The organism is Enterococcus sp. DIV1090 (genome assembly GCF_050537975.1).
GTDB lineage: Bacteria > Bacillota > Bacilli > Lactobacillales > Enterococcaceae > Enterococcus > Enterococcus faecalis.
The window spans coordinates 744,896-770,505 of sequence record NZ_CP172917.1 but is presented as its reverse complement, the minus strand read 5'-3'; the positions used below and the strand labels follow the sequence as shown (position 1 = coordinate 770,505).

The window sequence follows — 25,610 nt, the reverse complement described above, 5'->3', positions numbered from 1 at the left end:
CTATCTCAATTGTAACTGAGTTAACAAGTTTGCTAAATGTTCTTCTGAAAAGTTGGGAACATTTGCTTTGATTTTTTCTAAAACAGCGCTACCTTCTGCTAATTGATGTGTTAGCGCATCTTTCGCGCCAGCAATCCCTAGAAGAGCTGGATACGTACTTTTATTCAACGCTTCATCTCGGCCTACTTTTTTACCTAAATCTGCTTCTGTACTTGTGGCATCTAATAAGTCATCACGAATTTGAAAAGCCAAGCCATAGTGATGCGCAAACTGTGTCAGTAAACCAATGACTTCTTCTGTTTGATTGGCTAATACGCCCCCGGCAATTAAGGCGAATTCAATTAGCGCTCCAGTTTTCTTTTCATGAACAGCCGCTAACTCTTCTAAAGTCAAGCTGACTTTTTCTCCTTCAATATCACCCATTTGGCCGGCAACCATGCCTTGATTCCCCGCTGCCTTTGCCAGTTGTTGCATCAGTAAAACTTTTTCACTTAAGCCTAATTGACTCAAAGAAAGTAACTGAAATGCACCTGTTAATAAGCCGTCCCCTGCTAAAATGGCAGTCGCTTCACCAAACACTTTATGATTGGTTGGTTTGCCACGACGTAAATCATCATCATCCATTGCTGGTAAATCATCATGAATTAATGAATACGTATGAATCATCTCTAAAGAGGCAGCCACTTGATAGTCTTGTGTTTCCATCTCTTTTTGAAAAGCGGCCACTGTTGTTAACACTAATAATGGGCGTAATCGTTTGCCACCTGCGTGTATTGAGTAGAGCATTGCTTCTTTCAAACGCTCATTTTCAGTATATTCTGCGATAAAATCGACCATGACTTTTTCAACCAACGGTAAATGCTGTTGACTAAAATTCGTCATTACGCTTCCTCGCTCTCTTCAAAAACAATTTCTTCATTGTTTTCTGTCATCATTTTCGTTAAAGTTTTTTCCGCTTTTTCCAATGTATCTTGACATTGTTTACTTAATGCCATGCCCTCTTGAAAGGCAGCTAAGGCTTCTTCCAAAGGAACATCTCCTCGTTCTAAGCGCTGAACGATTTCTTCTAAGGCATTTAATGATTCTTCAAACGTTTTTTCTTTTGCTGGCATGTTAAAACTCCTCTTTTTTCGCTGTTATTGTTTCGACGTTTGCTTGAACTGTACCGTCAGCATAATGAATCGTTAATTGATCTGCTGGCTGTAACTCGGTAACAGTTTTAACGACACGGTCCTCTTTTGTAGTATAACTATATCCTCGACCCATAATTTTGAGTGGGCTGAGTAAGTCTAATTGTTGAACAGCAGACGTGAATTGCTTTTGTTTGTTTAGGAACAATTGTGTCATTTGTGTTTGCAAGTTTCGTTGTAAAAATGCCAATTGTTGCTGACTTTCTCTTAATTGTCCCTTTGGTGTCTGTTGTTGCAATTGAGCGATAATTCCTTGGGCTTGACGTTGTTTTTGGTGATGAATCGTTGTCATTGCTTGGAAAAGACGTTGCGTCATTCGATCTAATTTAATCGTTTGACCTTCATAAAGTCGCTCAGGTTGCTTAAACACATAAGAATTTTGTAGTCGTTGGAAACGTTCTGTTCGTTGTTGTAAGAGATATAAAAAGCTTTGTTCTAAACGACTACACCGTTCACTAATTCTTAATAGTTCTTCATTTAAAACTGGTACCGCTAGTTCCGCTGCTGCCGTTGGCGTTGCTGCACGAACATCTGCTACCATATCGGCAATTGTCACATCTGTTTCGTGACCAACCGATGAAATAATCGGTGTGGTGGCAGCATGAATGGCTCGAGCCACTTTTTCTTCATTAAATGGCCATAAATCCTCGATTGAACCACCGCCACGGCCGATGATCATCGTATCAAAATCGCCTTGCGCATCGGCTCGCTGAATGTTCCGCACAATGTCATCCGCCGCCTGCTCGCCTTGGACCAAGGTTGGAAAAAGGACCAGTTGTGCAATCGGATACCGTCTTTTAACTGTCGTAATGATATCCCGAATAACAGCACCACTAGGACTTGTAACCACAGCGATTCGTTTGGGATAACGAGGCAACTGTTGTTTAGGCCCTTCAAAAAGTCCTTCTTTTCCTAGTTTTTCTCTTAATTCTGCCAATGCTTGATAAAGTGCACCTACACCATCTGGTTCCATATGTTCAATATAAATTTGATAGGAGCCGCTGTTTTCATAAAGCGAAATCCGCCCCACCACCATGACTTTCATGCCTTCTTTTGGTTGAAACTTCAATTTTTGAAAGGCTGATTTAAACATAATTGCAGAAATCTTCGCATGGTCATCTTTTAAACTGAAGTACTGATGCGCGTTCGCTCGGAAGCGAAAGTTCGAAATTTCACCTGTTAAATAGACACGTCCTAAGTAAGGGTCTGCATCAAATTTACGTTTTAAATACTTCGTTAAGGCTGTTACTGTTAAATACTGTTGCGTCATTTTTTCACCTTACTTTTGTTTTTTTGCTGCCTCGACTGTTTGATACATTAACATGGTAATCGTCATTGGGCCAACACCTTTGGGAACCGGCGTGATATAGCTTGCAATTTCAGAAACTTCATCGAATGCTATATCACCAATCAGTTTTCCTTCTTGATTGCGATTCATACCCACATCAATCACTACCGCACCTGGTTTCACGAACTCTTTGGTGACAAAATGCCCGCGTCCAATTGCTACAACTAAAATATCCGCTTCTTTTGCAACTTCTGCTAAATGTTCAGTTTTAGAATGGGCAATCGTCACGGTCGCATTTTTCATTAACAATAATTGTGCCATTGGCTTGCCAACAATATTGCTTCGACCAATAACCACCGCACGTTTACCTGTTAAATCAATATCATAGGCTTCAAACATCTTCATAATTCCATACGGCGTGCAAGGAATCATTTCAGGTTTGCCTACAAACAAACGGCCTAAATTCATTGGATGGAACCCATCTACATCTTTTTTGGGATCAATCGCTAATAAAATCTTTTCTTCATCAATATGTTTTGGCAAAGGTAGTTGTACAAGAATGCCATGAAAGCGTGAATCTTGATTATATTTGTCAATCTCAGCCAATAATTCTTCTTCTGAAATAGTTTCTGGCAGTTTTTCGACCTTTGACAGAATGCCAATTTTGGCTGCTGCACGTTCTTTATTTCTCACATACGTTTGGCTGGCAGGATTTTCCCCAACTAATAAAACAACTAATCCTGGTTGGATGCCTTGTTGTGTCATCTTTTCTACATCTTTTTGAATCTCTGCTTGCATTTGATCTGCTAATTCACGACCGTTAATTACTGTACTCATTCCTTCGCTCCCTCTATTGTTTCTTTACTTCTTTAATAGTATTTATTTTAGCATATAACCCAGTATCTTAACACCAGTTAGATAGTAAAAAAAGATTCAGAGCTTACGCCTCTGAATCAATTTCTTTCATTACATTTGATAACACACCATTAACAAATTTACGTGAACGGTCGTCGCTGTATTTTTTACTTAACTCAACGGCTTCATTTAATGCCACAATGTTTGGCACATCTGAAACGTATAGCATTTCAAAAATAGCTAAACGTAAAATAACAATATCTATTTTTGCTAAGCGTTGCATAGACCAGTTATTACCTAAATGGTTCGTAATCACTTCGTCTAGTTCTGCTTTGCGGCTACACACACCGCCGACAAGTAAATCTAAATACGTAGGGACTAGGTCTTCGCCATCTTCACTGACGATTTCCCGATTATCATAAGCCAATGCATAATCAATGGCATCTTGTTTGGTTAAATCAGCATTAAAATCTAAAGGAAAAAGGGCTTGGAGCGCTTTTTCACGAATCTCGTGACGGGTTAATTCTGTTTTACTCATTCTCTTCTCCATCTTCATCTTCTGGGAATAATTCATTTAAGTCTGGTTGAGGGATTTTTTCAGGTACTACCGCTACAACATGAATATTCACTTCAACTAAATCAATATCTGTCATAAATAAGACTTGTTGTTTCACACGGTCTTGCATTTCTAATGCAACTTTTGGCACAGAAACACCGTAGTTCAAGTAACAATAGATATCGACTTTTAAGCCTTCTTCTTCTGTTCGTAAATATACACCTTTGCCGTGTGCTGCACGGCCTAATAATTCATTCACATTATTGGCAAACGTGCCACGCATCCCATAAACGCCCTCTACTTTTGAAGCAGCGATTCCGATAATTACTTCAATGACTTCAGGAGCGATCACGATTTCTCCTAAAGAATCGTTTGCATTGATTACAAGATTTTTTTCTTCTGACATTTGGTTGTCCTCCTTATCTATTACGCACAAAATCGTTAAATAAACGATTTATTTGATGAATCACTAAGTCTCTTAAGGATTCTCTTTTAAGCAACGGATGATTCTTAAAAATTAAAACAACACTGGTTTCTTCAGTTAGTTGTGAAAGAACGTCCAAATTTTGCTTATCAATACTCGTTCTTAGTTTATCATTAATTAGCCTATTTCGCTACCAGAAAAGCTAAGTTCTGACTAAAAGAACAGATAATTTCTTGTCATAAATTTCTAATTCAAGCCTTTAGACGTAAAAATAAGAAAGACCAAGTAATTTTGGCTTTCTTATTTTTACGTCTTTATTCTTCAGGATAACGTTCCATTAGTTTCGTCCGATGCTTTTGCATAATCATTTCTAAAGAGATGTCATATTTATCCGCTAAAATAAATAAATTATCCAACACATCGCCTAACTCTTCCGTTAAGTTTTCCAGATTCTCTTCATCCGCCAAAACTGTTTCATCCGGTCGATCACGGCCAATTTCAATTGTCCGAATGGCTCGACAAACTTCGCCGACTTCTTCTGTTAAAAAGTTGGAACGAATAAACGGATCATATTGATACCAGTTACGTTTTTTATAAAACGCGCTAATAAACCGCTGATACTCTTGGATATCCATGTTCTCCCAACCTTTATAAAATGATTAATTCTTTTGGCGCGTGTGTTAATACACGATTACCTTCAGCAGTAATTAATAAATCGTCCTCAATACGCACGCCACCAATTCCTGGCAAATAAATTCCAGGTTCGTCCGTAATCACATTCCCTGGTACAAACTGTTTATCTGCTCGGAATGAAACATTTGGTCCTTCATGAATTTCTAATCCAATGCCATGACCAGTACTGTGGCCAAACGCATCGCCATAGCCATAGGAAGCAATATGATCCCGTGCAATCGCATCTAATTGAATGCCCGTCAACCCAGGTTTAGCTTCTGCTAACACTTTTAATTGTGCTTCTAAAACAATCTCATAAATTTCTTTTAGTTTTGGCTGAATACTACCAATAGCGAATGTCCGTGTCATATCAGAAACATAGCCTTCATAATAACAACCGAAATCTAAAGTGATTAACTCACCTTTTTCGATGACTTTATGGCTAGCAACGCCATGTGGCATCGCTGAACGTAGACCGCTGGCCACAATTGTCTCAAAAGAAACACCACTGGCTCCTTTTGAACGCATGAAGAAATCTAATTGATTAGCCACTTCAATCTCTGTCATTCCAGGTTTAATCATCTCTAAGACAAAGGCAAATCCTTGATCCGCGATGGCACACGCTTTTTCAATAATCGCTACTTCTTCTTCATCTTTCACTTCTCTTAATTCTTCAATCAAACCCATTACAGGAACTAATTCACATGGTAAAATTTCTTCCAATAAGCTATAATCAGCGAAACTAACTTGCGTTTCTTCAAAAGCTAAATTATCTAATTGCAAACGTTCAGCTAAATCTGCTACTTCGTCAAAAATATGTCCTGTGTTTTTAACGATAGTAAAACCAGTTGCTTGTTCCGCAGCTTGTTCCGTATAACGAAAATCCGTTACAAAAAAAGCTTTATCTAATGTAATCATTGCCAAGCCTGTTGTCCCAGTAAAATTGGTTAAATAACGTAAATTATACGGACTTGTCACTAAAAATCCTTGTAAATTATTTTCTTTCATTAACTCCCGTAGCTTTTCGACTCTTGCCATCATTGGTTCGACCTTCTTTCTTTTTTCTCATTTTTCATTATAGCAAATTTGCTTCAGAAAAGCATGAATCACCAAAAAACTTCATCGAGAAAGTTTACTGAAAATTTTACCTTTCCTTATTTTTTGCTTAACACTTTTGTAGTAAACTAATTTAGCGACTTCAAGGAGGAAATTATGAACGTTTATTTATTTCTGGCACTATTTTTCATTATTATCGGCATTTTAAGCTATAGTTTTTTTATTGAACCTAACTGCTTAGTCATACACAAAAATCAAATTAAAGTAACAGAATCAGGGAAAACCTTACGGATTGTCCAACTCTCTGATATTCATTTAAAAAAGAATTATTCTGTGAAGGCCTTAAAACAGATTGTTGAAAAAACAAATACATTACAACCAGACATAGTCGTTTTTACAGGAGACTTATTTGATGATTATGCCCGTTTCGGTAGCGAAATTCAGGATGAAGTGAGTCAACTTTTCCGTAAAATTAACGCCCCTTATGGCAAATTCGCTATTTATGGCAACCACGAGTATAGCGGGTTAGATACCAATTTTTACGAAACAATCTTAGAAGCTGCCGACTTTACCGTACTAAAAAACACGGGCAAATTACTGCCTGTCTCACACCGCATCTCCTTGTACGTCGCTGGTTTAGAAGATTCGTTATATGGACAAACCGACTTAGCTGCAGCTTTAGTCAACCGCCCTACTGGAACGCCCACTCTGCTACTAACCCATGAGCCAGATGTCGCAGACTCAGCAGTCAACAAAAACATTGACCTCATTTTAGCAGGACATAGTCACGGCGGACAGATTCGCTTGCCTTTTTTCACTTACAAAAATCAGCTTGCTAAAAAATATACACATGGGCTTTATCATTTAGAAGATGAAACGCCGCTAATTGTTCACCCAGGAATCGGAACCACTAAAATCAGCGCACGCTTTGGTGTCTTACCCACGATTGAACTGATTGAGTTAACTATTTAACTATGCATTAAAAAGACCGCCCCACGTTAGAGAAAAATTCTCACGTTGGACGGTCTTTGATTATGTTCGATTAATGATGAAAATCTTGCTCGTGATCTTCTTCTACTTTCGCTTTTCCTAGCGTATAAAATTTGCTGCCATTTAACCCGAGAATAAATAGCACAACCACTAGTAAAAGAATTGATAAAGATAACAATAAAGTCTGCAAGCCATCGCCATGTGCAACCATTAATTGACGTAAAATTGCGGTTAAACAAATTAAAATCAAATAACGAATCGGAATATGGTGTCCTTCTTGAATATAGCGAAGAATCATCATAATAAACTCAAATAACATAAAGAATGAAATAATTTCTTGCATGATAACTGAAAAATTATCCGGCGTCATTGGCTTCATGAGATATGTAGCGAGGTCAACTAAATAACTAGCCATAAATACTAATAAGAAAACTCCTAAAATCCCTAATACAATATCCAAAATCAAATTCACGTACTTCTTTACTACACTAAAATTCTTCTGCATAATACCCTTCTTTCTTTTGACTCAATTATTTTATAACATGCTTGTTATTACATTAAATATATCATCAATTAACCTTGTCAGACAAGCAGTTAAACCCAATGTGAGATTTTTTTTATTTTGAGACGTTTCTTTATTTTCCGGCTAACCCTTTATGCAAGACAAAAAAAGCTGAATCCGCAGATTCAGCTTTTTAATCGTATTAGTTAGCTACTGGATAAACTGATACTTGTTTTTTGTCGCGGCCTTTACGTTCGAAACGTACCACACCGTCAACTTTTGCAAATAACGTATCGTCGCCACCGATTCCAACGTTCACACCTGGATAAATTTTAGTTCCGCGTTGACGGTATAAAATTGAACCACCTGTAACTGTTTGGCCATCAGCACTTTTAGCGCCTAATCGTTTAGATTCAGAGTCACGGCCGTTTGATGTAGAACCGCCACCTTTTTTATGGGCAAATAATTGTAAATTCATAGTCAATAACATAGTCTGCACCTCCTATTTCTCAGTGATTGTTTTTATTTGAATAAATTCAGTATTTTCGTTCTCTATTGATTGTAAACCTAATAAAAGATTTTCTAATAGAATTTGGGCAATATTTTTTTGTTCCTGATTGACAGTTGTTAACATCTCGACATAAAGGTAGCCACCTTCTACATCATCAACTTCGACAATCGGTTCAAAACCTGCTAAGGCATCAATCCCATTGACTGTGCTAATTGCTAAGGCAGAAACTGCCGCGCAAACCACATCGCTGCCATAAGGACCTGCTTCAGCATGCCCGGTTAATTCGAATGAAACGATTCGGCCGGAGCCTGTTCGTTTAAAAGAACCTTTAATCATTGATAGGCCTTCTTTCCTGTCAACAAGAGAGATTAAGCGTTGATTGCTTCGATCATAACTTTTGTATACGGTTGACGGTGACCTTGTTTACGGTGAGAGTGTTTTTTAGGTTTGTATTGGAAAGTCACGACTTTCTTTTGTTTGCCGTGTTTTTCAACAGTTCCTTCAACAGTTGCGCCTGCAACAGTTGGCGCACCAACTTTTGTAGATTCGCCACCTACTAAGATAACTTCGTCAAAAACAACTTTCTCGCCAGCCTCAACGTTTAATTTTTCAACGTAGATTGCTTGACCTACTTCAACTTTCACTTGTTTACCACCAGTTTTGATAATTGCGTACATGCTATACAGCACCTCCTTCTTCTAGACTTAGACTCGCCATCCCAAGTGATGATTACTCATGCTTAAAAACTTGTTCTGTGCGGTTGTAGCTGTGGAGACCACAATTACAACACTAACTATAATAACAGAACCAGAAAACCTCGTCAATATAAACTCTATATTTTCTTCACTTTCTCTCTCCAAAAAAACTTCTTCTGTTATTTAAATTTCCGATTGACTTTCTAACACTACTTCCATTATAATTAGCTTTGTTGTGTTACAACTATTGTCATAGTAGCTCAGCAGGATAGAGCATCCGCCTTCTAAGCGGACGGTCGGGGGTTCGAATCCCTCCTGTGACGTAAAGGGTTTAGTATTGAAACCTACCAAAAAAGCTTTTTTCAGCTATTTTGGTAGGTTTTTTTGTATATTTTTTGTTATCGTGAAGACGAACTAGGATTCGAACTGGGAACGAGTATCCCTCACGTTTTGGACCATATTAACATTATTTAATTTTTCTGTATAGTGATTATTTTGTACTTTTAAATGCTTTTAGTAGCTCGACTTTGAGCAATTTTATCTTTATTAATGATTGTTTAGTTCGACCGACCAGTCCTATAGAAGGCGGATGCTCTATCCTGCTGTACTCAAAAATTTTTAGACCACCTTTTCAACCCTCAAAACTTTTAATACTACTTATTAACGAAGAAAAAAGGTGGGGTAAATTATCCACCTCTAATTACTTAATGTTTTACTCTATTTTTTATTTAATACCTCAGAATTAAATACTTAAATAAGATTGCTAAAGGATAAAATTTCTTTATAAACATAATAGCAAAAAGAAATATCTCATATTAATTATAACAAGATAAAAATAAAAACGCTATATCAGTGTAATTCATTAAAAAGTCCCCTCTCATCGAATTTTGATAAAAAAAAGACTTTCTATAAAATAGCATAATATTCATGTTTTCTTTGATTTTCAGATAGTACCGAATCAATAAATTTAGCACAAAATTTTTTTACATCCAAGAAAGATATATAAGGATAGGCATGAATTTATTATTTAACATTGTTCATATTTATCACTTAAATGAACAATGTCAATCTATTAATAAGAAAAGTCATATTCAATCATTGCATCTGAACCGCCAGATAATTTAAACATTAATTCTTTTGAAAGATAAAATTTATCAGAAAAATTAGCCATAGTATTACCTATAAAAAAACGTATCCTAGTATTTGTAAATGGTAATTTTTAGTTTAAGATAAATTCAGCTCACACTTATAATTTGCTAAACTAATACACTCCAAGATATCAATTAAATTGTTGCTTTAATTTTTCTAAATTATTATATATTTCCATATACTCTTTTTTAAAGTCTGTTAACTCTTGTAAACTAACTTTCTCATTACAAAAAATCAACTCTTTCTTTTTCATTACTCTTAGAAAGTCTGCCATTAAATCATTTGGAATATCAATCTTATTGATTAATCTTTCCCACATATCTGAAGAAAATTGATTTTCTGATATGGTTTCATCAGGTTCTTCTTTTAAACAATTGATTGATATATCCAAAACCTCAATATTGTCTTCCATTTCGATAAGAATTAGCCCAATATCCTTTATATTCTGCCTTAAATTAGATTCTTTTTCCAAATTCAAAGAGGATTTAACCTGAATAACTGCTACTATATAAGCTATCATTGCAGAGAATAACGATGTAATAAAAGATAAACAAACATCAAAATAAAAATTAGCTTGCTTTTCGCTGGTTACCTTATTAAAAAAAATTATCATTCCTATAATTGATACAATAGTTAGGGTCAATACTATAGCTGTTAAAATTAATGTTCTCAACTCTAAAGTTTTTTTATTCATTTCCTAGTCCCCCTATTGAGTAGTGCTTCACGTAAACTTTCTCCTGCTTTATCCCCTGTGTAGGCAGGGGCTATAGCTTTTTTTGATGGAAAATTTTTAAAATCCAAAATTTTAGTGGGTCTCTCTTTTAGTGAAAATAAAATTTCAACGTTGTTTATATTAATTAAGCAAATTTCATCTTTAAATGGATGTTCAATTTTTATGTTGCCTTTTTCAATTAACTCATCGAAATTATCCTGAGTAATAAGCCCTAATGGTTCCTTAAAATCAGTCTCAGCTTCGTAATAGACTTCAAATAAATTTTTCTCTAATCCTAATTCAAATAAATATTCAACTATTTCTATACTGATATTATTATCAAATGAAAATTGCAAAGGATTCAATCTATTTTTATATCTTGTAGGCCTTGAAATCAGCCACTCGTCCAATTCGCAAACATATTTTGCTATCATTTTATCTTCAGTTCTATTTGAGTTAGATAGGCAAATTTCTATATCTTTCAAACTTTGATAGTACATAATCACTAATCTCCTTATTAAGATTTATTCTATTTATAGAGCATACATAGTAATCCTTATAAGCAATGTAGGTTGCTTTTGGTTTTTGATATCTATCCTCAAGTTTTGGAAAATCACGAATAGCATTCCATTCAACAACCAAAATCCCTAAACTCTTTAAAGAATAAATCGTTTCTTTAGTGTCAAAATAAACATCACTATCTTGCATGTCTAATAATACTAATCCATCATCTGTATGCTTTACACCACCTGTAGTTGCCTTAACACTACTACCTGTTCCATCATGAAAATCCAAGCTGATAACTCTCCCATCAGCTTGAGGGTCTTTACGTATTTTTTCAAAATCTTTTTGAATTAAATTTCTTTCTAAAAGCTTAGTAATTCTATTAGCTAAATCAATATCTTCGTTATCCTCAATATTTAAATTATTTTTCATTTCTTCTACAAAATCATTTATTATTGGTTCATAGGGTGTTACCATAGCACTATACTTATTTTCTGTTTCTGAAGTTAGCTCTCTATAAATTTTAAAAAGAGTTTGGCTGTCATTAACAGAAGCTATTCGAAAATCAAATTCTTTAGATAACTTATTTGAGAAAAACTCCTTCATTGAATGTATAGTTCCGTCTTCTTGTTTATCATCTGTTGTTTTTCTGTTATTGGATATGAATATTTTTAATTCTGCCTTAGAAATATTTATGTCGCACCACACATATTCATACTTATTTACTTTTTTTATATTGTTTCCATTTTTTATAGCATATTCAACGTGTCTAACATATGCTAGCTCAATCTGTTCTACATCAGCTCCATCAAATTTTGCATGCCTATAAATTAATTTAAACTCTCCACTCAAATCATTAACCAGAATATTATTTTCAGGATTAATTATTAGACTCATTATGTGATTGACTTCTAATTCTCTAACATTTGCTAATAAAGTATTTTTTTTCAATGATATAGAATTATTAGAAAACTTGATTGGAACTTCAATCATAATTCTATTACTGGTATATTTAATTGTATCTAGGAAAAAATCATTTAAACAATCCGATAACTCGCTACTTAGTTCCTTCTCATTTTGTAAAAAAGAAAACAGACGATAAACCTTAGCTTCTTTTCCTCCAGAAACTTTTAAACCAATATTTTCCAATAAAGTATTTATTTGTTTATCATCTAACTTGTCATAAAAATAGAATGGAACAATAGTTTCTTTAGTCTGCTTTTTAATAGCTTCTGATACATCTAACATAAAAACATGCACTCCTCTTTATAATTAATGTTTAAAATAGTAATTTTCTCAAAGGACTATGTAGATTGCGTTGTATAATCATTCTCCTCTAGTAAAATCCTATTTTCCATTATGCAATGTACTATTTACAAGATTATCTTAACCTCTCTATTAGAAAAATCTACAATTGCTTCTATTCTAAATGCGTTTGCATATACCTCCAAGTTCATATAATTTTGCATTTAAAAGAAGCAATTCAAGTAGAACTTAAAGATTTTTTATCATTATGTTTCACCCAGTAACCTTGTTCTTAAATCTAAAATCCTCATCAATTTATTGTAATTTTTTACTGTTGCAATTCACTTAATTCCCCTTTCCAGAATATTTTTAAATAGGTTCACATTATAAATTGAGAAGCCTACAAGACAATTATATTATGACAATCTTTTAATACCAAGTAAAAAATCAAAAAAGGACAATAAATAGGACAATTGCCAAAAAGGATTAAAGAAATTAATTTAATTTTTATATTTATCTCAAAATTCCCACCAAATCAAACTAAAAAATGACCTCTTCAAAAGTCAATAAAATTAATATTTTTCTACTTGTTGACAAAACCAACAGATTATTATTATATCAACGTTTCAATGTATTATTTTTCCAAAAAACACCTCTCAAACAACACGAAAATTCTTTAATGGGTAATTAACTATTAAAAAGTATCTAAAAAATATTTTTTAGTATATATATTAAACAAGCAAAACAAATGTTTAATATATATACCATTTCTCAATTCTTTTTAAATCAGATAAAAATGTTTTCACTTATACATATTTTAAAAAATCAATTTCACGCTGCCTAAAATGTATTCTAAGCCGTTTTGATTTTCCATTAATAATTTATCAAATACTATTCTAACGACTCTTAAATAAGGGGATAAGAGTTTCAGAATTGTATATAAGTTATTTTAATGATTCAAAATATGAAATTCGAAATGATTAACTATATATACCTATGGGGTAGAGGATAGCAAATACTTTTTTATCAATAAATACGAGAGAAAATTATAGTTATTTATTATATATAAAATTATAGAAAGCAAATTTTAGCTATTTTACTAAACCTAGAATCTCTATTAAGTTAGCAAAGCATAGCTTTGCTAATACTAAATCAGTATCTATGATTATAAACCTACATGTTATGTACCATTAATATTGAATTGAAACTTTCATTAAGAAAACTCCCTTTTTATGGGTGTTTTTTATAGGTTTTATAATCATACCTCAAAGAAGAATATATAAATAATAAGTTCTTTGAGGTATGATTATAAAAGAGGTTATTTACCCCTAGTTTTATTAAGGAAATTGAATGAAAGTTACAGTTCAATATCGGTAGTGTATAACTCATACACTTCCCTCAATAATACTAGTAATTCCTTACGTACATGATACTTCTACTCGTTATTTCTTTAGGTATATTATAATTATCTCTAATACTATTTGTTATTCTGATAAGTTCTAAATCATAGTCTTTACAGATATTCGCACGGCATTGCTTTACCAAATATTCAGCATCTTTCTTTGTTTTTTTCTTCAACATATATTTATAAACATAAAAAATTACGTCTTTTTCAGATACATAATTTTGTTTTTCAATTGTTTTCAATATATACTTCGCTATCTTCATTTCATTCTCTTTCTTTGACTCTGACAATAAATTTTTATCTACCTTAATTTTTTTAGATGATACGGTTGTTTCTCTTTGTTTAAAAACATTACTCGCAATATCTTTTCCCAGAATCCTAGCAATTCCTTCAAAATTCAAAGCATTCAATGTATAATTATTAGCATACAATTCTTTAGATATATTCTCTGATTTTTCCATATCTGTATCTTTGAATTCGATAAAATTCGTATGATGGTATTTATTGTTTACTATTTTCTCATACGAATTTTCCGTATACTTCGCAAACAATTCAGCAGGTATTTGAGATTCTTCTAGTTTTTCAATATTTTCTGTGATTGCCAATTTATTAATCACTCGCTGTATTCTTTTACTGTCATATTTTGTTCCCAGAATATGATTTATTTCTTTAGCAATATTCTCACTTGTTAGACAAAGTAAGTGACGAACTTCACCTGTCTTAAAATCCTCATACATATACTCGGACAAAGTATCTAGTAATGCAATAGAAATACGCAAGTCACTCCCTAAAAACTTTGTAAATTTAGGGTACTCAACAGCTAATTTTTCATTTTTCAATATTTTTCTAAAAAATTGAATTTTATCAATTTTTTCTGCTGTTTCAGAATTTCTGTCTAATTCACTACCAGTCAAATATAACAATAAATCTAGTGACTTATGATGTGCTTCATATCCTGTTAAATTTAGCAGTTTAGAAATTACTCGCAAAATATCTAAATTTGCAAAAGAATCCTTATTAAATCTATGATAAATTTGAGTACCATCTTCCCACTCTATCACACTCGCACTTGGCTTTTCATCTTTTTCTAAAATATCGTGAAATGGCTCTGTCGTAGGTAATTCTAAAAATTCTCTCATGCCAATTGTTTGTCTCAAAATAACCCTTGCATTCGTATAGGAGGGATACACTTTAGAAACTTCTAAATCAAATTTATTTAAAATAATAGCTCTTGCTTCATCGATTGATTCTTTCGTATTTTCTTTAATCAATTGCCATACTGGCTTTCTATCTTGAATTTCATATTGTTCATTAGAAATCTCTTTTTTTACTATTTTGTTTACTGTTTTTTTAATTGGAACAATATCACTTGTAAATTCCTTTACATTTAAAAGATTGGAAAAATGAATTTCTTCATATCCTCGATTACTTCCAAAAAATAACCGGTTAGGATTGGAACATTTTCTATCCGCCGATGGAAATAAACGAAATAATTTGGTATAAATATTACTAATTTCCAAATAATCTATCACAGGATTATTCAGTAAAAAAACTACTCTAAATTTATCGACGGATGATTCTTTATCAGAAAAGGTTCGATATATAAAACAAGCATTTTGTTTAATAAAATCATGATTCCTTATATAGTCATAAGTGGTCATTCCATATTTTTCTACATCTACTTTAGAGTTATCAAAATCGAGCATAATCAGTTGTTGTTGTTTAAAATTAATCGAGTGAATACGTTCGGTGTATTCATCTGTTTCAAAATAGGTTGCCAACATACTTGTTTTTCCATTAACAGCAATACTTTCAGCAATACCATCAATTTCTTTTTTCTTTATTTTTTTATATAACACATTTTGAATCATCCTGACTTCATCAGAATTAGGTTTACTCTTTCTTTGAATATCTTCTATACAAAGCTCAATTTTCATACTTATAACTCCTCCTCAAATAATTTTCCATACTTAACTTGCAACAATTCTTCTAATCCACTTAATTTTTCTTCACTTATCGTTCGTTGTCCTTTTCTGAAGTTATGTAAATTTTGATAATGAATCCCGACAGCGTTAGCTACACTAGTCATCTTCACTCCATAATATCCTTCTAAAGTATCTAACCATTCTTTTACTTTTTCTTGTCTTTGAATAGTTTCTTCTGTAAATTTTTTATTTCTCATTGTAAGTTTCTCCTTCATAGTTATTAATTTTCTAATCACGATAGGACCTTACCATCATCCAACACTGAAGTAAAGTAAATCTACCATAATTGGACACTAAAAAATAAGTAGTCTATTTTTATCAGAAATTTCATTTTGCTATCTCCTATTTTCCTAGCACTTTCTTAGAAACAGTAAAATCTTTAAAAAAAGCTGATATATCGGTATTTTTTCAAATTTTAAATCTATCTACATACTAAAAAACACCTCTCAGACAAAAATAAGTGGATAATTCCCCATAAAAATTTTTTCGTTGCGTTTGAGAGGGGTTTTTTCAAAAATAGTTCTTTAAAACGTTGATATAACAACAATCTGTTAATTTTGTCAACAAAGAGAAAACCCTTGATTTTGTTGACTTTTTCGAGGGTCATTTTTTAAGTGACTTTTTACAAAATTTTTAAGATACTTTTTTATAAAAAAAGAGACATGAATAAAATCATATCTCTTTTAATAATTCTTTTTCTTTTGTTATCACATGTTTATTCCAAAGCAATTTTACCATTTCACCAGAATCCAATAAGTATTCCTGTTCTTTTTCTGAACATTGGGTAAACTCATTATACAATTGATTAGCTATACTATTTATCACTTGTTTAGGTATAGACACATTCGCTTTGATAAACGTTCTTTTTACTTTATTTAGTACATATTTTTTCTCTGTCAAACTATCCATTACGTCTTCCTACATAAAAAAGTGGTCAAATATCGCAATAGTAAAGAAATATTGTTCAAATTTATCTAAAGCTCCATCAAATATCTGTCTATACAAATAAATCGTTTCGTTATTATCTGTTAATGAGACATATACGTTATCTAAATGAGAAGTATTTTTTCCATTAATACTCACTTGATTGTTCAAAACCGCAAGCGATGGAGCTTCTTCATTTTCTAAACTACTTAACATTTTACTTATATCTCTTGTATCTGTCGCCTGTTTCGCGTGTATTGGTTTTACTGCCAGTAAAGCTTTTTCTACACGATTTTCTTCTGTTACCAAGTCTTTCACAGTGTGCAAGCTTATCATTATTTCATCAGATTTTTTAGTCACCAAATAATAGTTTGTTTCACCAGAACCTTGATTTAAAAGCAGAGTCACAAATTTATCATATTTACTACTGTCTATTTGTAAATTTGAACCAATTTCGGTTGGCTCTACTACTTCGGCTTTAGAGTTACTTATATAAAAGAATGGATTTGAAGCACTAGGTTTACCATTATAAAATAAAGTACCTACACTTAAACCGTCCATCTCAAATGCTTCGTAAATATCTTTTTGTTTCACAACAATATCGGTATTAAACCTGTCATCCTCAGTTTTTATCTTACCTTCTAATAACACTTGAAACTTACTTTCATTGTTTTTCAATTGTTTAAATTTATCTACTATACTTAATTCTTCAACTTTTTCATTTGGTTCTTCAGAGATACTATTAATTGAACTACTTTCATCTTCAATAGATTCTTCTGTAATTGTCGAAGAACTACTACTAACTGCTTTTGCTTTTACTGGTTCTTTTACTTGTGAATATAAATAAGCTCCTGCTCCGCCACTTATTATAACTATCCCCACTAAAGCTACGCCCTTCTGTATCCAATTTTTCATTTTATTCACCTCTCCTGTTATTTTTTATTTACTTTCACACCAATGAACAACGCTACTGCGATAAAACAAAACAAGAAAATCGGATGATTCATCAAAAATTTAAATCCTAAAATTAAGATACCTATAATAATTGCAAACCCAATTAACCAGCTAATACACCCAACCAGACAACCACTTTCATCTTTATCGGGAACTTCTACTGCATCTTGAATAATTATTTTTACCCCATCTTTTAATGCCATTTTTTCAATCCTTTCTCTTCTTTTGCTGCGTGAATCAAACGTTCGTTAAAAACAAACAAAAAAAGCTGATATTTCCGAATACAAAAATTCAGATTTATCAACCATTCTATGTATTTATATTTTTTTGTGCTTCATAGGTAACAAACGAACGTTCATTACCGGCAATCATTATATCAGATTCTATATAATGATGAAACCATCATCTGGTTAACTGATACCGTTTTTTTATATTATATACTGTTTTAACACAAACGTCACATTTTTCTGCAATTTCTTTTTGCGTTAAATCTGTTTCTACATATAACTTTTTAATTTTATGAATCGTTCTTTGGTCTAATCCTTTGTTCCCTAATTGAACACCGTTGTCTTTAAGGACAGCTAATGCTTCTTTGGTTCGTTCAGATATATAGTCTGCTTCAAGTTCAGCAATCGCTGAAAGTATTGTAAAAATAACCTTTCCCATACTTGTTGACGTATCAATATTTTCTTTAATACTGATTAAATTAATTCCTCTTTCTTGTAATTCACTCATAATGTTGACCAGCTGTTTAGTAGAACGTCCCAAACGGTCGATTTTATAAATCACTAATGTATCTCCTTGTTCTAACACTTTCAGAACTTTATTTAGCTCTTTTCTATTTTCTTTCCGACCACTCACTTGTTCAACGAAAAAAGAATCAATTGCATAACGATTAAGAGCTTCTTTTTGAACCTCTACTCCTAAGTTTTGATTATTCTTACTAGTCCGAATGTATCCAATTATTTTTGTCATAATAGTTTCCTCCCTTCTTTTATAAATTTTAGTTTATTTTAAAATACCTATTTTACCTATAAAAAATACCGTAACATTCTTTCAATGCTACGGTATTTGAAACGCATTTAAATATAGAGGTTATTTAAAATGGTTATCGTCAAGATACTTATATTATTACATCCTGATAAGAAGTTGTCGAGTAAATCATTTGTGCCTTTACTTTTCTATTATTATTCAGAAAACACCACAAAAACTCTTATAATAAAGGAATAAGCAAAATTAAAAACACTCTATAAAATTGATTTCTGATAAGTACTTGCTATAATTTATACTACAATAAAATAACAAAAAGGAGGTCATTTTTTATGACAAATGGAACAAGTCAAGGACTATTTATAGTTGTTGCAATAATTATATTTGGAATTTTTATAGCTATTAGCTATTTACTATTTAGAGATACTTTAAAACCTAGTTTATCGACAATATTTACTGACAGTTTAGAGCAAGCAGAAGGTAACTTAACAAGAAAGACTCCTTCCCCTCAATATCCAAAAATTACAGAAGAACAAAAGTACGTTAAAATTAGAAGTGAAAATAATAGAGCAGGTGAAACAGAAATCTGGGTTGAAATTTCTCAACTAGAAGATGGAACGCTATCTATAGATAAGAGTTCTAATTATAATGGAGATTATCTATACGGAAATTCTAAAATGACTGGAACATTAGTATTTCCAGATAAGATTCATGATATCCCAGTTACAAAAATTAAAAATAATGCTTTTCAATCAACCAATTTAAATGGTAAGATACAATTTCCAAAATTCTTGACGGAAATAGGGAGTTCTTCATTTGAAAAATCTGCACCAACCTCAGTTGTTTTCAATGATGGTTTAAAGGTTATTGGCGATAGTATTTTTAGTAAAGCATACTCCTCTTTTGAAATAAATTTACCTGATTCTGTAGAACATATTGGTAATAATGCGTTTAGTACTGTTATGATGCTTCGTGGAGAATTAAAACTTCCTGAAAATCTAAAAACAATTGGTAGAGGGGCATTTGCAAATTCAAATTATTCAGGGGAATTAATTATCCCTAAAAATGTAGAAAGTATAGAGAGCTTAGCTTTTCCAATTACTAAATTTAGTAAAGTAACTATAAAAAATCATAACACAAAAATAGCTAACAATAGTATTAAAATGCAGGATGGTACTTGGTTTTCACGTTAATTTCAAAACTCCTTTGACAAATTATCAAAGGAGTTTTGTTATTAATTACATTTTTTGTCAACAAATTTTATACATAACGTTCAAATTTCCATCACCAAAATAACGATGCTATAATAGAATTATAGGGAGCGTAAAAAAGGATAGTTACGAGATGGATACTTATAAGAATTAATATTTTTTTATTTAAAAATGAACCCCTACGTTAACCCTACATCTTCAATATTTCTACCCTTCACAAACCCTACATCAACCCTACATGGAGGTATTTTTTGAATTCCTAGATAAGAACTTTTTGAGAACTTTTGCGAGAACTTTTTTAAAACTAGGTCATTTTTGAAAGAATTTTTGAAAAATGCAATGGAAACCTCCGTGAATTTTTTTAAACAGCAGCTCTATGAAAATTTTTTTAAATACGTCACTTTGACAACACTACTTAATAAGTATATGGGTTGAATGGATACTTACGAGAATAAGATACACTAAGGGATAGTTTTTAGAATACTAAATCAATTAAAATAAAACAAAAAAATATATGGAGGGAGTGAACTTGACAACTCAATTTGTAAACAAACGAGCAATTGACACAGAGGAATTATTTCAGATAATAAATAACTCAGAAGGTATATATGAATCTACTTTAATTAAATTACTACAATGTAACAGAATCAGCTTGGAAGCACGTTTAAAGACTTTAGAAAAAAATAAAATGATTTCTAAGCAAAAAATAAAAAAACATTTTTTCTATACAAATACTTTTGATTTTAAAAATATGAAACCTTTAGATAGACAAACTAATGTTGTTCAAAAACTTGTAACTTATGGTATTTTTACAGAAAATATTCATATTGTAACGAATTGTGACCATCAAAAAGAATTGTATTTATCTTGTTATTCTTCAGGTAGAGATACTTTTCAAACTAATGAACATCTAAAACTACAAGCGAATAAATTAGTGAATCAATTACCACCACAATCTGAAGAATATAATTTTTTTGTCGAATGTATCAAAAATGTATTAACTAAATTTCCTATTCGAGTTTCATGTCTTAGTAACAAATTAGACATAAACTATCACACACAATCATTAGATATGATTGATATTTCAGTTGTTCCTACCCTTGAATATTTACCATTAATTGAACAAAAATTAGATAGTTTTTCATATAGAAATTTGGAAAAGAATAGTCAGTACATACGTGACGATATACTAGTTTACGTTGAAAACCTAGATAAACTTATTTTCTATGAAATGAAGCAAAACAGACAATATGATGTTCATGTGATTCATTCTTTGATGGATTTCTATTATTATCTCGCTAAATTTTCTAAGTCAAAGACTTCACTATACTTTACTTCAAATAAACAAGAATTCAATTATGCACATAGGCTCTATACTAGAAGTCAACAAAATAAAGAAAAGTTTAATACAGTTCAGCTAAAAAAAGAGAAACGAAAAGCACAATCTTAATTGACTGTGCTTTTTTTATTTACCCTAAATTAATTATATCATTACCTTCAAAAACTTTTTTTGCTCTTTTAGCAATTACCCATGTTGTCGAAAAATCAATAGTTGCTCCAACTCCAGCTCCTACAACTGGAACCGCTCTTGTCAAATTAACTGTTCCCTTTGTTCCTGCTCTAGTTATAAATCTAAAGCCGATTTTTTGATTTATTTTAGTTAAAACCTTACCTGGAATTTTATTCACTGCATTTAAAGCAACCTTATTACTTACTTGTACACCTGCACTTTTAAACGTATCTGCCACAGCATGCCCTACTAAACAGCTATAAACAAAAGTTTGAACTTCATCATCTCTTAAATCGTATCCTCTGATTAATGCAATAGCAGCAATCATCCTCATTTGAACATAAATAACAGAAGTGATATTAGCTGGGAGAGTTACTGGCATCGTTATGAACCCACCGAAGCTTGTCACAAAGCCATTCAAGCTATTTTTACTTAATTGGTTTCTCACTAATTTATCAATAGCTTTATCTGTCCGACCATATTTTTTTATATACTCATCTGCTAATTCCGAGACTGGTTTAGATACTCTAGGGATACCATTCAAACATTTTTCATATAAAGTATCTAACAACTGAAGTCCTTTATTATCTTCAACAAGATTTTCCACAAAAACACTCCTAATTAATTACAAATTTTACTTAATTATATCATGTTTTTAATTTAACGGATTAAACTTGTCTAAACTTGCTCGAATTTCTTCCTCTTCTAATCCAATATACCGAATCGTGATTGCTTGACTACTATGATTTAGTATTTTCATCAGCGTAGGAATATCCCTGAACTGTCGGTAGTATTTATATCCGAATGTTTTCCGCATCGTGTGCGTGCCAATATAATCTAATTCAAGGGTGTCTGCGACTCTTTGCAAGACTTTATAGTATTGATGGGTTCCTAACGGTTTAGAATGGTCAGAAGGTCTATAAAATAACCAATTAGATTGTCCATCATGATAAGAATTTAAATAATCAATTATTAAACTAGTCAAATTGGATAGATTTAATTCTCTTTGTTTATTTGTCTTTTTCTCGACAATGACTGTAGTAGTCTTATTTTGAACATCAGACACTTTTAAATTCAAAATATCAGAAATTCGTAAACCTGTATAAATACCAATGACAAAAATCAGATGGTCTCTTTTTCCATGTTTTCCTTTTTTCAATTCCGTTAAAAAATCTAACATCACTTGTTTATCTTTTATAGGTTTTACATTAATAATATTTCGTGTCATTTTACCTCCTCCTATGCTGTTTTAAAGGGATACTTTTACATTGAATAATAGTTAAAGTATCCTTTTCATCTTTGTGGTCTGTTTCGATGTTGATAAATCAACATCTTCAAGGGATACTAATTACAAAAGTATCCCTCTTACAAGGACCGTTATAGCATCGTTGTTAGGAGGTTGCAAATTTGTAGAACGTAAAAACAATTATTTTATATACAAAACTACATTACGAACAATTTACAATTTTTGTATAAAATTCAAACACAAACTTTATTGGTTTGAATCATAGCTATTTTCATTTAGTATTATTGATGCAATTAGATTCACAATATATATATTTTCATCTTCAGTAAACCCTATTCCCTGTCTTCTAGAATTTGCTTTTTGTAAACCTATAATCCTTCCATCTTTCAATATAATTTTTATTATATTATCCTGAATCACTCCTTGAACTACATCAATGTCTGAAAATGAAATTTGGATTACTCTACGCATATATCCTGTAAGACCAGTTAGTTTTTCTAATTTTGTTTGATACCCCTTATCAAAAATTGTAATACCATTTTCTGTAATAAATAACTCACCACATGCTTTCTCACGCCAAATCATATCATCTGCTCCTGTATCAATCTCAGAATATGTTCCTATATTTGAGTATCCTAGATTAAAGCTTGTTGACATATAGATTCTATCCCCACCATCAATTTCATAATCCAAATACTTTGACATAGAATAAAAATAACAAATTTCATCATCCCACGCATAATCAGCAGTAAACTCTTGAAAATCTACTTTTTTGTCTATCGGAGGAAATAATTTTTCTTGATAAGCATTAGTTGGCTGCCCTAAGGTAGAGGAAAAAATATTTCTGTTGTTCATCATAACAAAAGTATTCTTTAACTTGCGTTTTAGCTTATTGTCACCATCCATTTCATGTCTAAATGTTTGTTCAGCATATGGAGATAAATATTCTTTATTGTAAAGAATTTGTGAACTTATATAATCTCGATGATACATACTCTCTACATCTTCATCTGCGGATAACTCTGGGGAATATTCAAAATTTTCCTTTGATGATGTTTTCTGTTCCTCTTTTTTCAATTTATTTTTTATGGATAATACATACTCTTCTTCAACTACTTCTAATGGTAATTCATGCATACCAATAGAACTTCTTGAAAAAACTGTTACATTTAAGTTAGTTAAATTATCAGTTTCTTTAATAATATCGATTACTACCACTCCGAATTGTTTACTTTCAAGTAACGCTCCACTACTACTAATAAAATTGACATAATAACGAACACCATCTTTTATATTTGACTTTTTAAAAACCCTATCATTTCTTTTGGCTATTTTATTTTTAATAAGAATTTCTACTTCTTCATTATTAAGTTTAACCATATAATTACTTTCCTGTTCACCAACTCTAAAAGCCTTGTTCATAAGTTTTTTTTGAAATTTACCAATCATTTTAATACTTTTCATTACAAGAAGTTCATCCATTAGATTGTGAATTTGATTATTTATCAGGTCGTAGTCAAAATTTTTTTCCAATTTAATTCCTCTTTTCATTTAAAATTTAGTAAAATATTTTCAAAAATCCCTTCAGAAAAATACATTGATTATTATAAACATTCAATGTTTAATACACAAAAAACTATCTTAATTTTATTATAGTATTTTTGTCTCTCCTAGTCAGTAACATATTATCCATTTTCTAACAAATGCAGAATTTTATATATACTCTCTCAATTCATTAGCAGCTTCTGTACTGTCTAAATATAAATATCTTGATGTTGTTTCTAAATCTGCATGCCCTAAGGCTTTTGAAATCAAGGGAACTGAAGCACCTTTTTTTAACAAATTAGTAGCAAATCCTCTTCTTAGCCCATGAGGATTAATATTAGGAATGGCAAAATCTTTAGAATACTGCCCTATCCTTCTACGAATCGCATTAGATTTATCTGATTTTTGTATACTAGTTCCTTCATAAGTTATAAATATCAAACTATTTTCAACATTCTTACTTTCTCTAATTAAGTTATTTTGCTTTATAAGCGTTACTATCATTTGTAATACTTCATCAGAAATAGGTAGTATAGATAATTTATGGTTTTTCATAATACTACCATCTAAAATTAAGCACTTTCGTTCAAAATTAATATGTTTATTTTCTAACTGGCTTAATGTATTAATCCTAATTCCTGTTTGAAACATCAATAACACAGCACATGCATCTCTGAATTCATAATAATTGGATAAATCAAGTATTCTGAATAATCTATCTATATCTTCTTGAGTAGCTGCCTCTTTTACTTTTTCATCCACTTTAATTTTTATAACTCTCCAAAACTTAGTTTCTATCCAACCATTTTCAAAAAAGCGATTCAAAACTGCTGATAAAGCTTTGTATCGTATTCTTTTTGTGCTATTTTGAACACTTCCCATTGTTTCTAGCCATTCATAAATTGAATCTATAGTAATATCTGATATATAAACAATATTACATACTTCAATAAAATTGTTCATGTATTTTTGATAATCATTAATAGTCCTAGCTCTATTTCCATTCAATTCCATCTGTCTAAAAATCCTCTTTAGAGCCATTCTAATTTCTATTTGTGTCTTTTTCTTTGAAGAAGTTTCTTTAAATTTTTCAAATTCTGATAAATCTAATTTTTGTTGTGCAATGTGGTCAATTTTAAATAAGCTTTTCTTTTTTTTACTCATCTAACTCAATCCTTCCAAAAAATGTTATTTTATTGAAAAAACGTGCTAGTTCGAGTCAAGTTCGACTACACAACTTACAAAAATAGGCGGGAAAAACAAGGGAAAATAGCGAACCCAAAGTATTCCTAACCACCAGCTAAAACGTTGTAATATCAACGTTTATTGCGTGACGTCGGGGGTTCGAATCCCTCCTGTGACGTAAAGGGTTTAGTATTGAAACCTACCAAAAAAGCTTTTTTCAGCTATTTTGGTAGGTTTTTTTGTTATTGTAAAGACGAACTGAGAACGAGTATCTCTCACGTTTTGGATCATAGTAATATTATTTAA

Annotated in this window: 28 protein-coding genes, 1 tRNA gene and 1 other annotated feature; of the genes, 4 read left to right on the top strand and 25 right to left on the bottom strand. The window is 31.7% G+C overall.

The window, feature by feature from the left end; translation table 11 throughout:
- The 8 genes from IGL48_RS03740 to IGL48_RS03705 form a co-directional block, all read right to left on the bottom strand.
- Nucleotides 1-882 (bottom strand): polyprenyl synthetase family protein, encoded by an 882-nt coding sequence (locus IGL48_RS03740; RefSeq protein ID WP_002355879.1) that lies wholly within the window; start codon nt 880-882, stop codon nt 1-3.
- On the bottom strand, nt 882-1,112 hold the full coding sequence (locus IGL48_RS03735) for an exodeoxyribonuclease VII small subunit (protein WP_002355878.1): 231 nt from the start codon (nt 1,110-1,112) through the stop codon (nt 882-884). The genes IGL48_RS03740 and IGL48_RS03735 overlap by 1 nt, the downstream gene beginning before the upstream one ends.
- A 1-nt stretch (nt 1,113) precedes the next feature.
- Nucleotides 1,114-2,460 (bottom strand): exodeoxyribonuclease VII large subunit, encoded by a 1,347-nt coding sequence (gene xseA / locus IGL48_RS03730; RefSeq protein WP_048949281.1) that lies wholly within the window; start codon nt 2,458-2,460, stop codon nt 1,114-1,116.
- Nucleotides 2,461-2,469: 9 nt separating this feature from the next.
- A complete protein-coding gene (locus tag IGL48_RS03725) occupies nt 2,470-3,315 on the bottom strand; it encodes a bifunctional methylenetetrahydrofolate dehydrogenase/methenyltetrahydrofolate cyclohydrolase (RefSeq protein ID WP_048949282.1) in 846 nt (281 codons plus the stop codon).
- A gap of 103 nt (nt 3,316-3,418) precedes the next feature.
- Entirely contained in the window at nt 3,419-3,871 is a 453-nt protein-coding gene (gene nusB, locus IGL48_RS03720) for a transcription antitermination factor NusB (RefSeq protein ID WP_002355875.1), read from the bottom strand.
- Complete coding sequence (locus IGL48_RS03715) at nt 3,864-4,295, bottom strand: Asp23/Gls24 family envelope stress response protein (RefSeq protein ID WP_002355874.1); 432 nt, start codon at nt 4,293-4,295, stop codon at nt 3,864-3,866. Before IGL48_RS03715 ends, nusB begins: the two co-directional genes overlap by 8 nt.
- Before the next feature lie 332 nt (nt 4,296-4,627).
- Entirely contained in the window at nt 4,628-4,948 is a 321-nt protein-coding gene (locus tag IGL48_RS03710; protein ID WP_002355872.1) for a MazG nucleotide pyrophosphohydrolase domain-containing protein, read from the bottom strand.
- A 13-nt stretch (nt 4,949-4,961) separates the two neighbouring features.
- A complete protein-coding gene (locus IGL48_RS03705) occupies nt 4,962-6,026 on the bottom strand; it encodes a M24 family metallopeptidase (protein ID WP_010824484.1) in 1,065 nt (354 codons plus the stop codon).
- A gap of 171 nt (nt 6,027-6,197) precedes the next feature.
- Here IGL48_RS03705 and IGL48_RS03700 point away from each other — a divergent pair, with 171 nt between their 5' ends.
- Nucleotides 6,198-7,013, top strand: a complete 816-nt coding sequence (locus IGL48_RS03700) for a metallophosphoesterase (RefSeq protein WP_010824483.1) — start codon at nt 6,198-6,200, stop codon at nt 7,011-7,013.
- 70 nt (nt 7,014-7,083) lie between these two features.
- Here IGL48_RS03700 and psiE read toward each other — a convergent pair whose 3' ends face one another.
- The 4 genes from psiE to rplU form a co-directional block, all read right to left on the bottom strand.
- Complete coding sequence (psiE, locus tag IGL48_RS03695; RefSeq protein ID WP_002355869.1) at nt 7,084-7,536, bottom strand: phosphate-starvation-inducible protein PsiE; 453 nt, start codon at nt 7,534-7,536, stop codon at nt 7,084-7,086.
- Between the two features lie 199 nt (nt 7,537-7,735).
- Nucleotides 7,736-8,023 (bottom strand): 50S ribosomal protein L27, encoded by a 288-nt coding sequence (gene rpmA, locus IGL48_RS03690; protein WP_002355868.1) that lies wholly within the window; start codon nt 8,021-8,023, stop codon nt 7,736-7,738.
- A gap of 12 nt (nt 8,024-8,035) precedes the next feature.
- Nucleotides 8,036-8,380, bottom strand: a complete 345-nt coding sequence (locus tag IGL48_RS03685) for a ribosomal-processing cysteine protease Prp (RefSeq protein WP_002355867.1) — start codon at nt 8,378-8,380, stop codon at nt 8,036-8,038.
- A 32-nt stretch (nt 8,381-8,412) separates the two neighbouring features.
- Complete coding sequence (gene rplU / locus IGL48_RS03680; RefSeq protein ID WP_002355866.1) at nt 8,413-8,721, bottom strand: 50S ribosomal protein L21; 309 nt, start codon at nt 8,719-8,721, stop codon at nt 8,413-8,415.
- Nucleotides 8,722-8,740: 19 nt separating this feature from the next.
- Nucleotides 8,741-8,816, bottom strand: a sequence feature (ribosomal protein L21 leader region).
- A gap of 172 nt (nt 8,817-8,988) precedes the next feature.
- Here rplU and IGL48_RS03675 point away from each other — a divergent pair.
- Nucleotides 8,989-9,062, top strand: a tRNA-Arg gene (locus IGL48_RS03675).
- 956 nt (nt 9,063-10,018) lie between these two features.
- On the opposite strand, the gene IGL48_RS03670 is transcribed toward IGL48_RS03675, so the two are convergent.
- From IGL48_RS03670 to IGL48_RS03630, 9 genes are all read right to left on the bottom strand, one after another.
- Nucleotides 10,019-10,582, bottom strand: coding sequence for a hypothetical protein (locus IGL48_RS03670; RefSeq protein WP_002364675.1), 564 nt, complete (start codon nt 10,580-10,582; stop codon nt 10,019-10,021).
- Nucleotides 10,579-11,100 (bottom strand): hypothetical protein, encoded by a 522-nt coding sequence (locus IGL48_RS03665; RefSeq protein ID WP_002364676.1) that lies wholly within the window; start codon nt 11,098-11,100, stop codon nt 10,579-10,581. Before IGL48_RS03665 ends, IGL48_RS03670 begins: the two co-directional genes overlap by 4 nt.
- Nucleotides 11,057-12,352, bottom strand: a complete 1,296-nt coding sequence (locus IGL48_RS03660; RefSeq protein WP_048949482.1) for a hypothetical protein — start codon at nt 12,350-12,352, stop codon at nt 11,057-11,059. Before IGL48_RS03660 ends, IGL48_RS03665 begins: the two co-directional genes overlap by 44 nt.
- 1,404 nt (nt 12,353-13,756) lie before the next feature.
- On the bottom strand, nt 13,757-15,691 hold the full coding sequence (locus tag IGL48_RS03655; protein ID WP_002364678.1) for a hypothetical protein: 1,935 nt from the start codon (nt 15,689-15,691) through the stop codon (nt 13,757-13,759).
- A 2-nt stretch (nt 15,692-15,693) separates the two neighbouring features.
- On the bottom strand, nt 15,694-15,936 hold the full coding sequence (locus IGL48_RS03650; RefSeq protein ID WP_010776247.1) for a hypothetical protein: 243 nt from the start codon (nt 15,934-15,936) through the stop codon (nt 15,694-15,696).
- A 475-nt stretch (nt 15,937-16,411) separates the two neighbouring features.
- A complete protein-coding gene (locus tag IGL48_RS03645; RefSeq protein ID WP_002364680.1) occupies nt 16,412-16,648 on the bottom strand; it encodes a hypothetical protein in 237 nt (78 codons plus the stop codon).
- A 9-nt stretch (nt 16,649-16,657) separates the two neighbouring features.
- Nucleotides 16,658-17,578, bottom strand: coding sequence for a hypothetical protein (locus IGL48_RS03640; protein WP_048949481.1), 921 nt, complete (start codon nt 17,576-17,578; stop codon nt 16,658-16,660).
- Between the two features lie 17 nt (nt 17,579-17,595).
- The gene (locus IGL48_RS03635; protein WP_016615348.1) at nt 17,596-17,820 is read right to left on the bottom strand and encodes a hypothetical protein; all 225 of its coding nucleotides are present in this window, start codon (nt 17,818-17,820) and stop codon (nt 17,596-17,598) included.
- A 199-nt stretch (nt 17,821-18,019) separates the two neighbouring features.
- Nucleotides 18,020-18,592, bottom strand: a complete 573-nt coding sequence (locus tag IGL48_RS03630) for a recombinase family protein (RefSeq protein ID WP_002364685.1) — start codon at nt 18,590-18,592, stop codon at nt 18,020-18,022.
- A 347-nt stretch (nt 18,593-18,939) separates the two neighbouring features.
- Between IGL48_RS03630 and IGL48_RS03625 the strand changes: the two genes are divergently transcribed.
- Nucleotides 18,940-19,800: a leucine-rich repeat domain-containing protein gene (locus IGL48_RS03625; RefSeq protein ID WP_282853322.1), complete on the top strand. Its 861-nt coding sequence runs from the start codon at nt 18,940-18,942 to the stop codon at nt 19,798-19,800.
- 541 nt (nt 19,801-20,341) lie between these two features.
- Nucleotides 20,342-21,268, top strand: coding sequence for a hypothetical protein (locus tag IGL48_RS03620; protein WP_311921538.1), 927 nt, complete (start codon nt 20,342-20,344; stop codon nt 21,266-21,268).
- A gap of 19 nt (nt 21,269-21,287) precedes the next feature.
- Here the strand turns inward: IGL48_RS03620 and IGL48_RS03615 are convergent, their stop codons facing one another.
- The 4 genes from IGL48_RS03615 to IGL48_RS03600 form a co-directional block, all read right to left on the bottom strand.
- Nucleotides 21,288-21,935, bottom strand: coding sequence for an EcsC family protein (locus tag IGL48_RS03615; protein ID WP_048949478.1), 648 nt, complete (start codon nt 21,933-21,935; stop codon nt 21,288-21,290).
- A gap of 48 nt (nt 21,936-21,983) precedes the next feature.
- On the bottom strand, nt 21,984-22,556 hold the full coding sequence (locus tag IGL48_RS03610; RefSeq protein ID WP_010776240.1) for a tyrosine-type recombinase/integrase: 573 nt from the start codon (nt 22,554-22,556) through the stop codon (nt 21,984-21,986).
- Between the two features lie 264 nt (nt 22,557-22,820).
- On the bottom strand, nt 22,821-24,107 hold the full coding sequence (locus IGL48_RS03605; RefSeq protein WP_231420049.1) for a hypothetical protein: 1,287 nt from the start codon (nt 24,105-24,107) through the stop codon (nt 22,821-22,823).
- Nucleotides 24,108-24,287: 180 nt separating this feature from the next.
- Entirely contained in the window at nt 24,288-25,283 is a 996-nt protein-coding gene (locus IGL48_RS03600; protein WP_048949476.1) for a tyrosine-type recombinase/integrase, read from the bottom strand.
- Between the last annotated feature and the right edge of the window lie 327 nt (nt 25,284-25,610).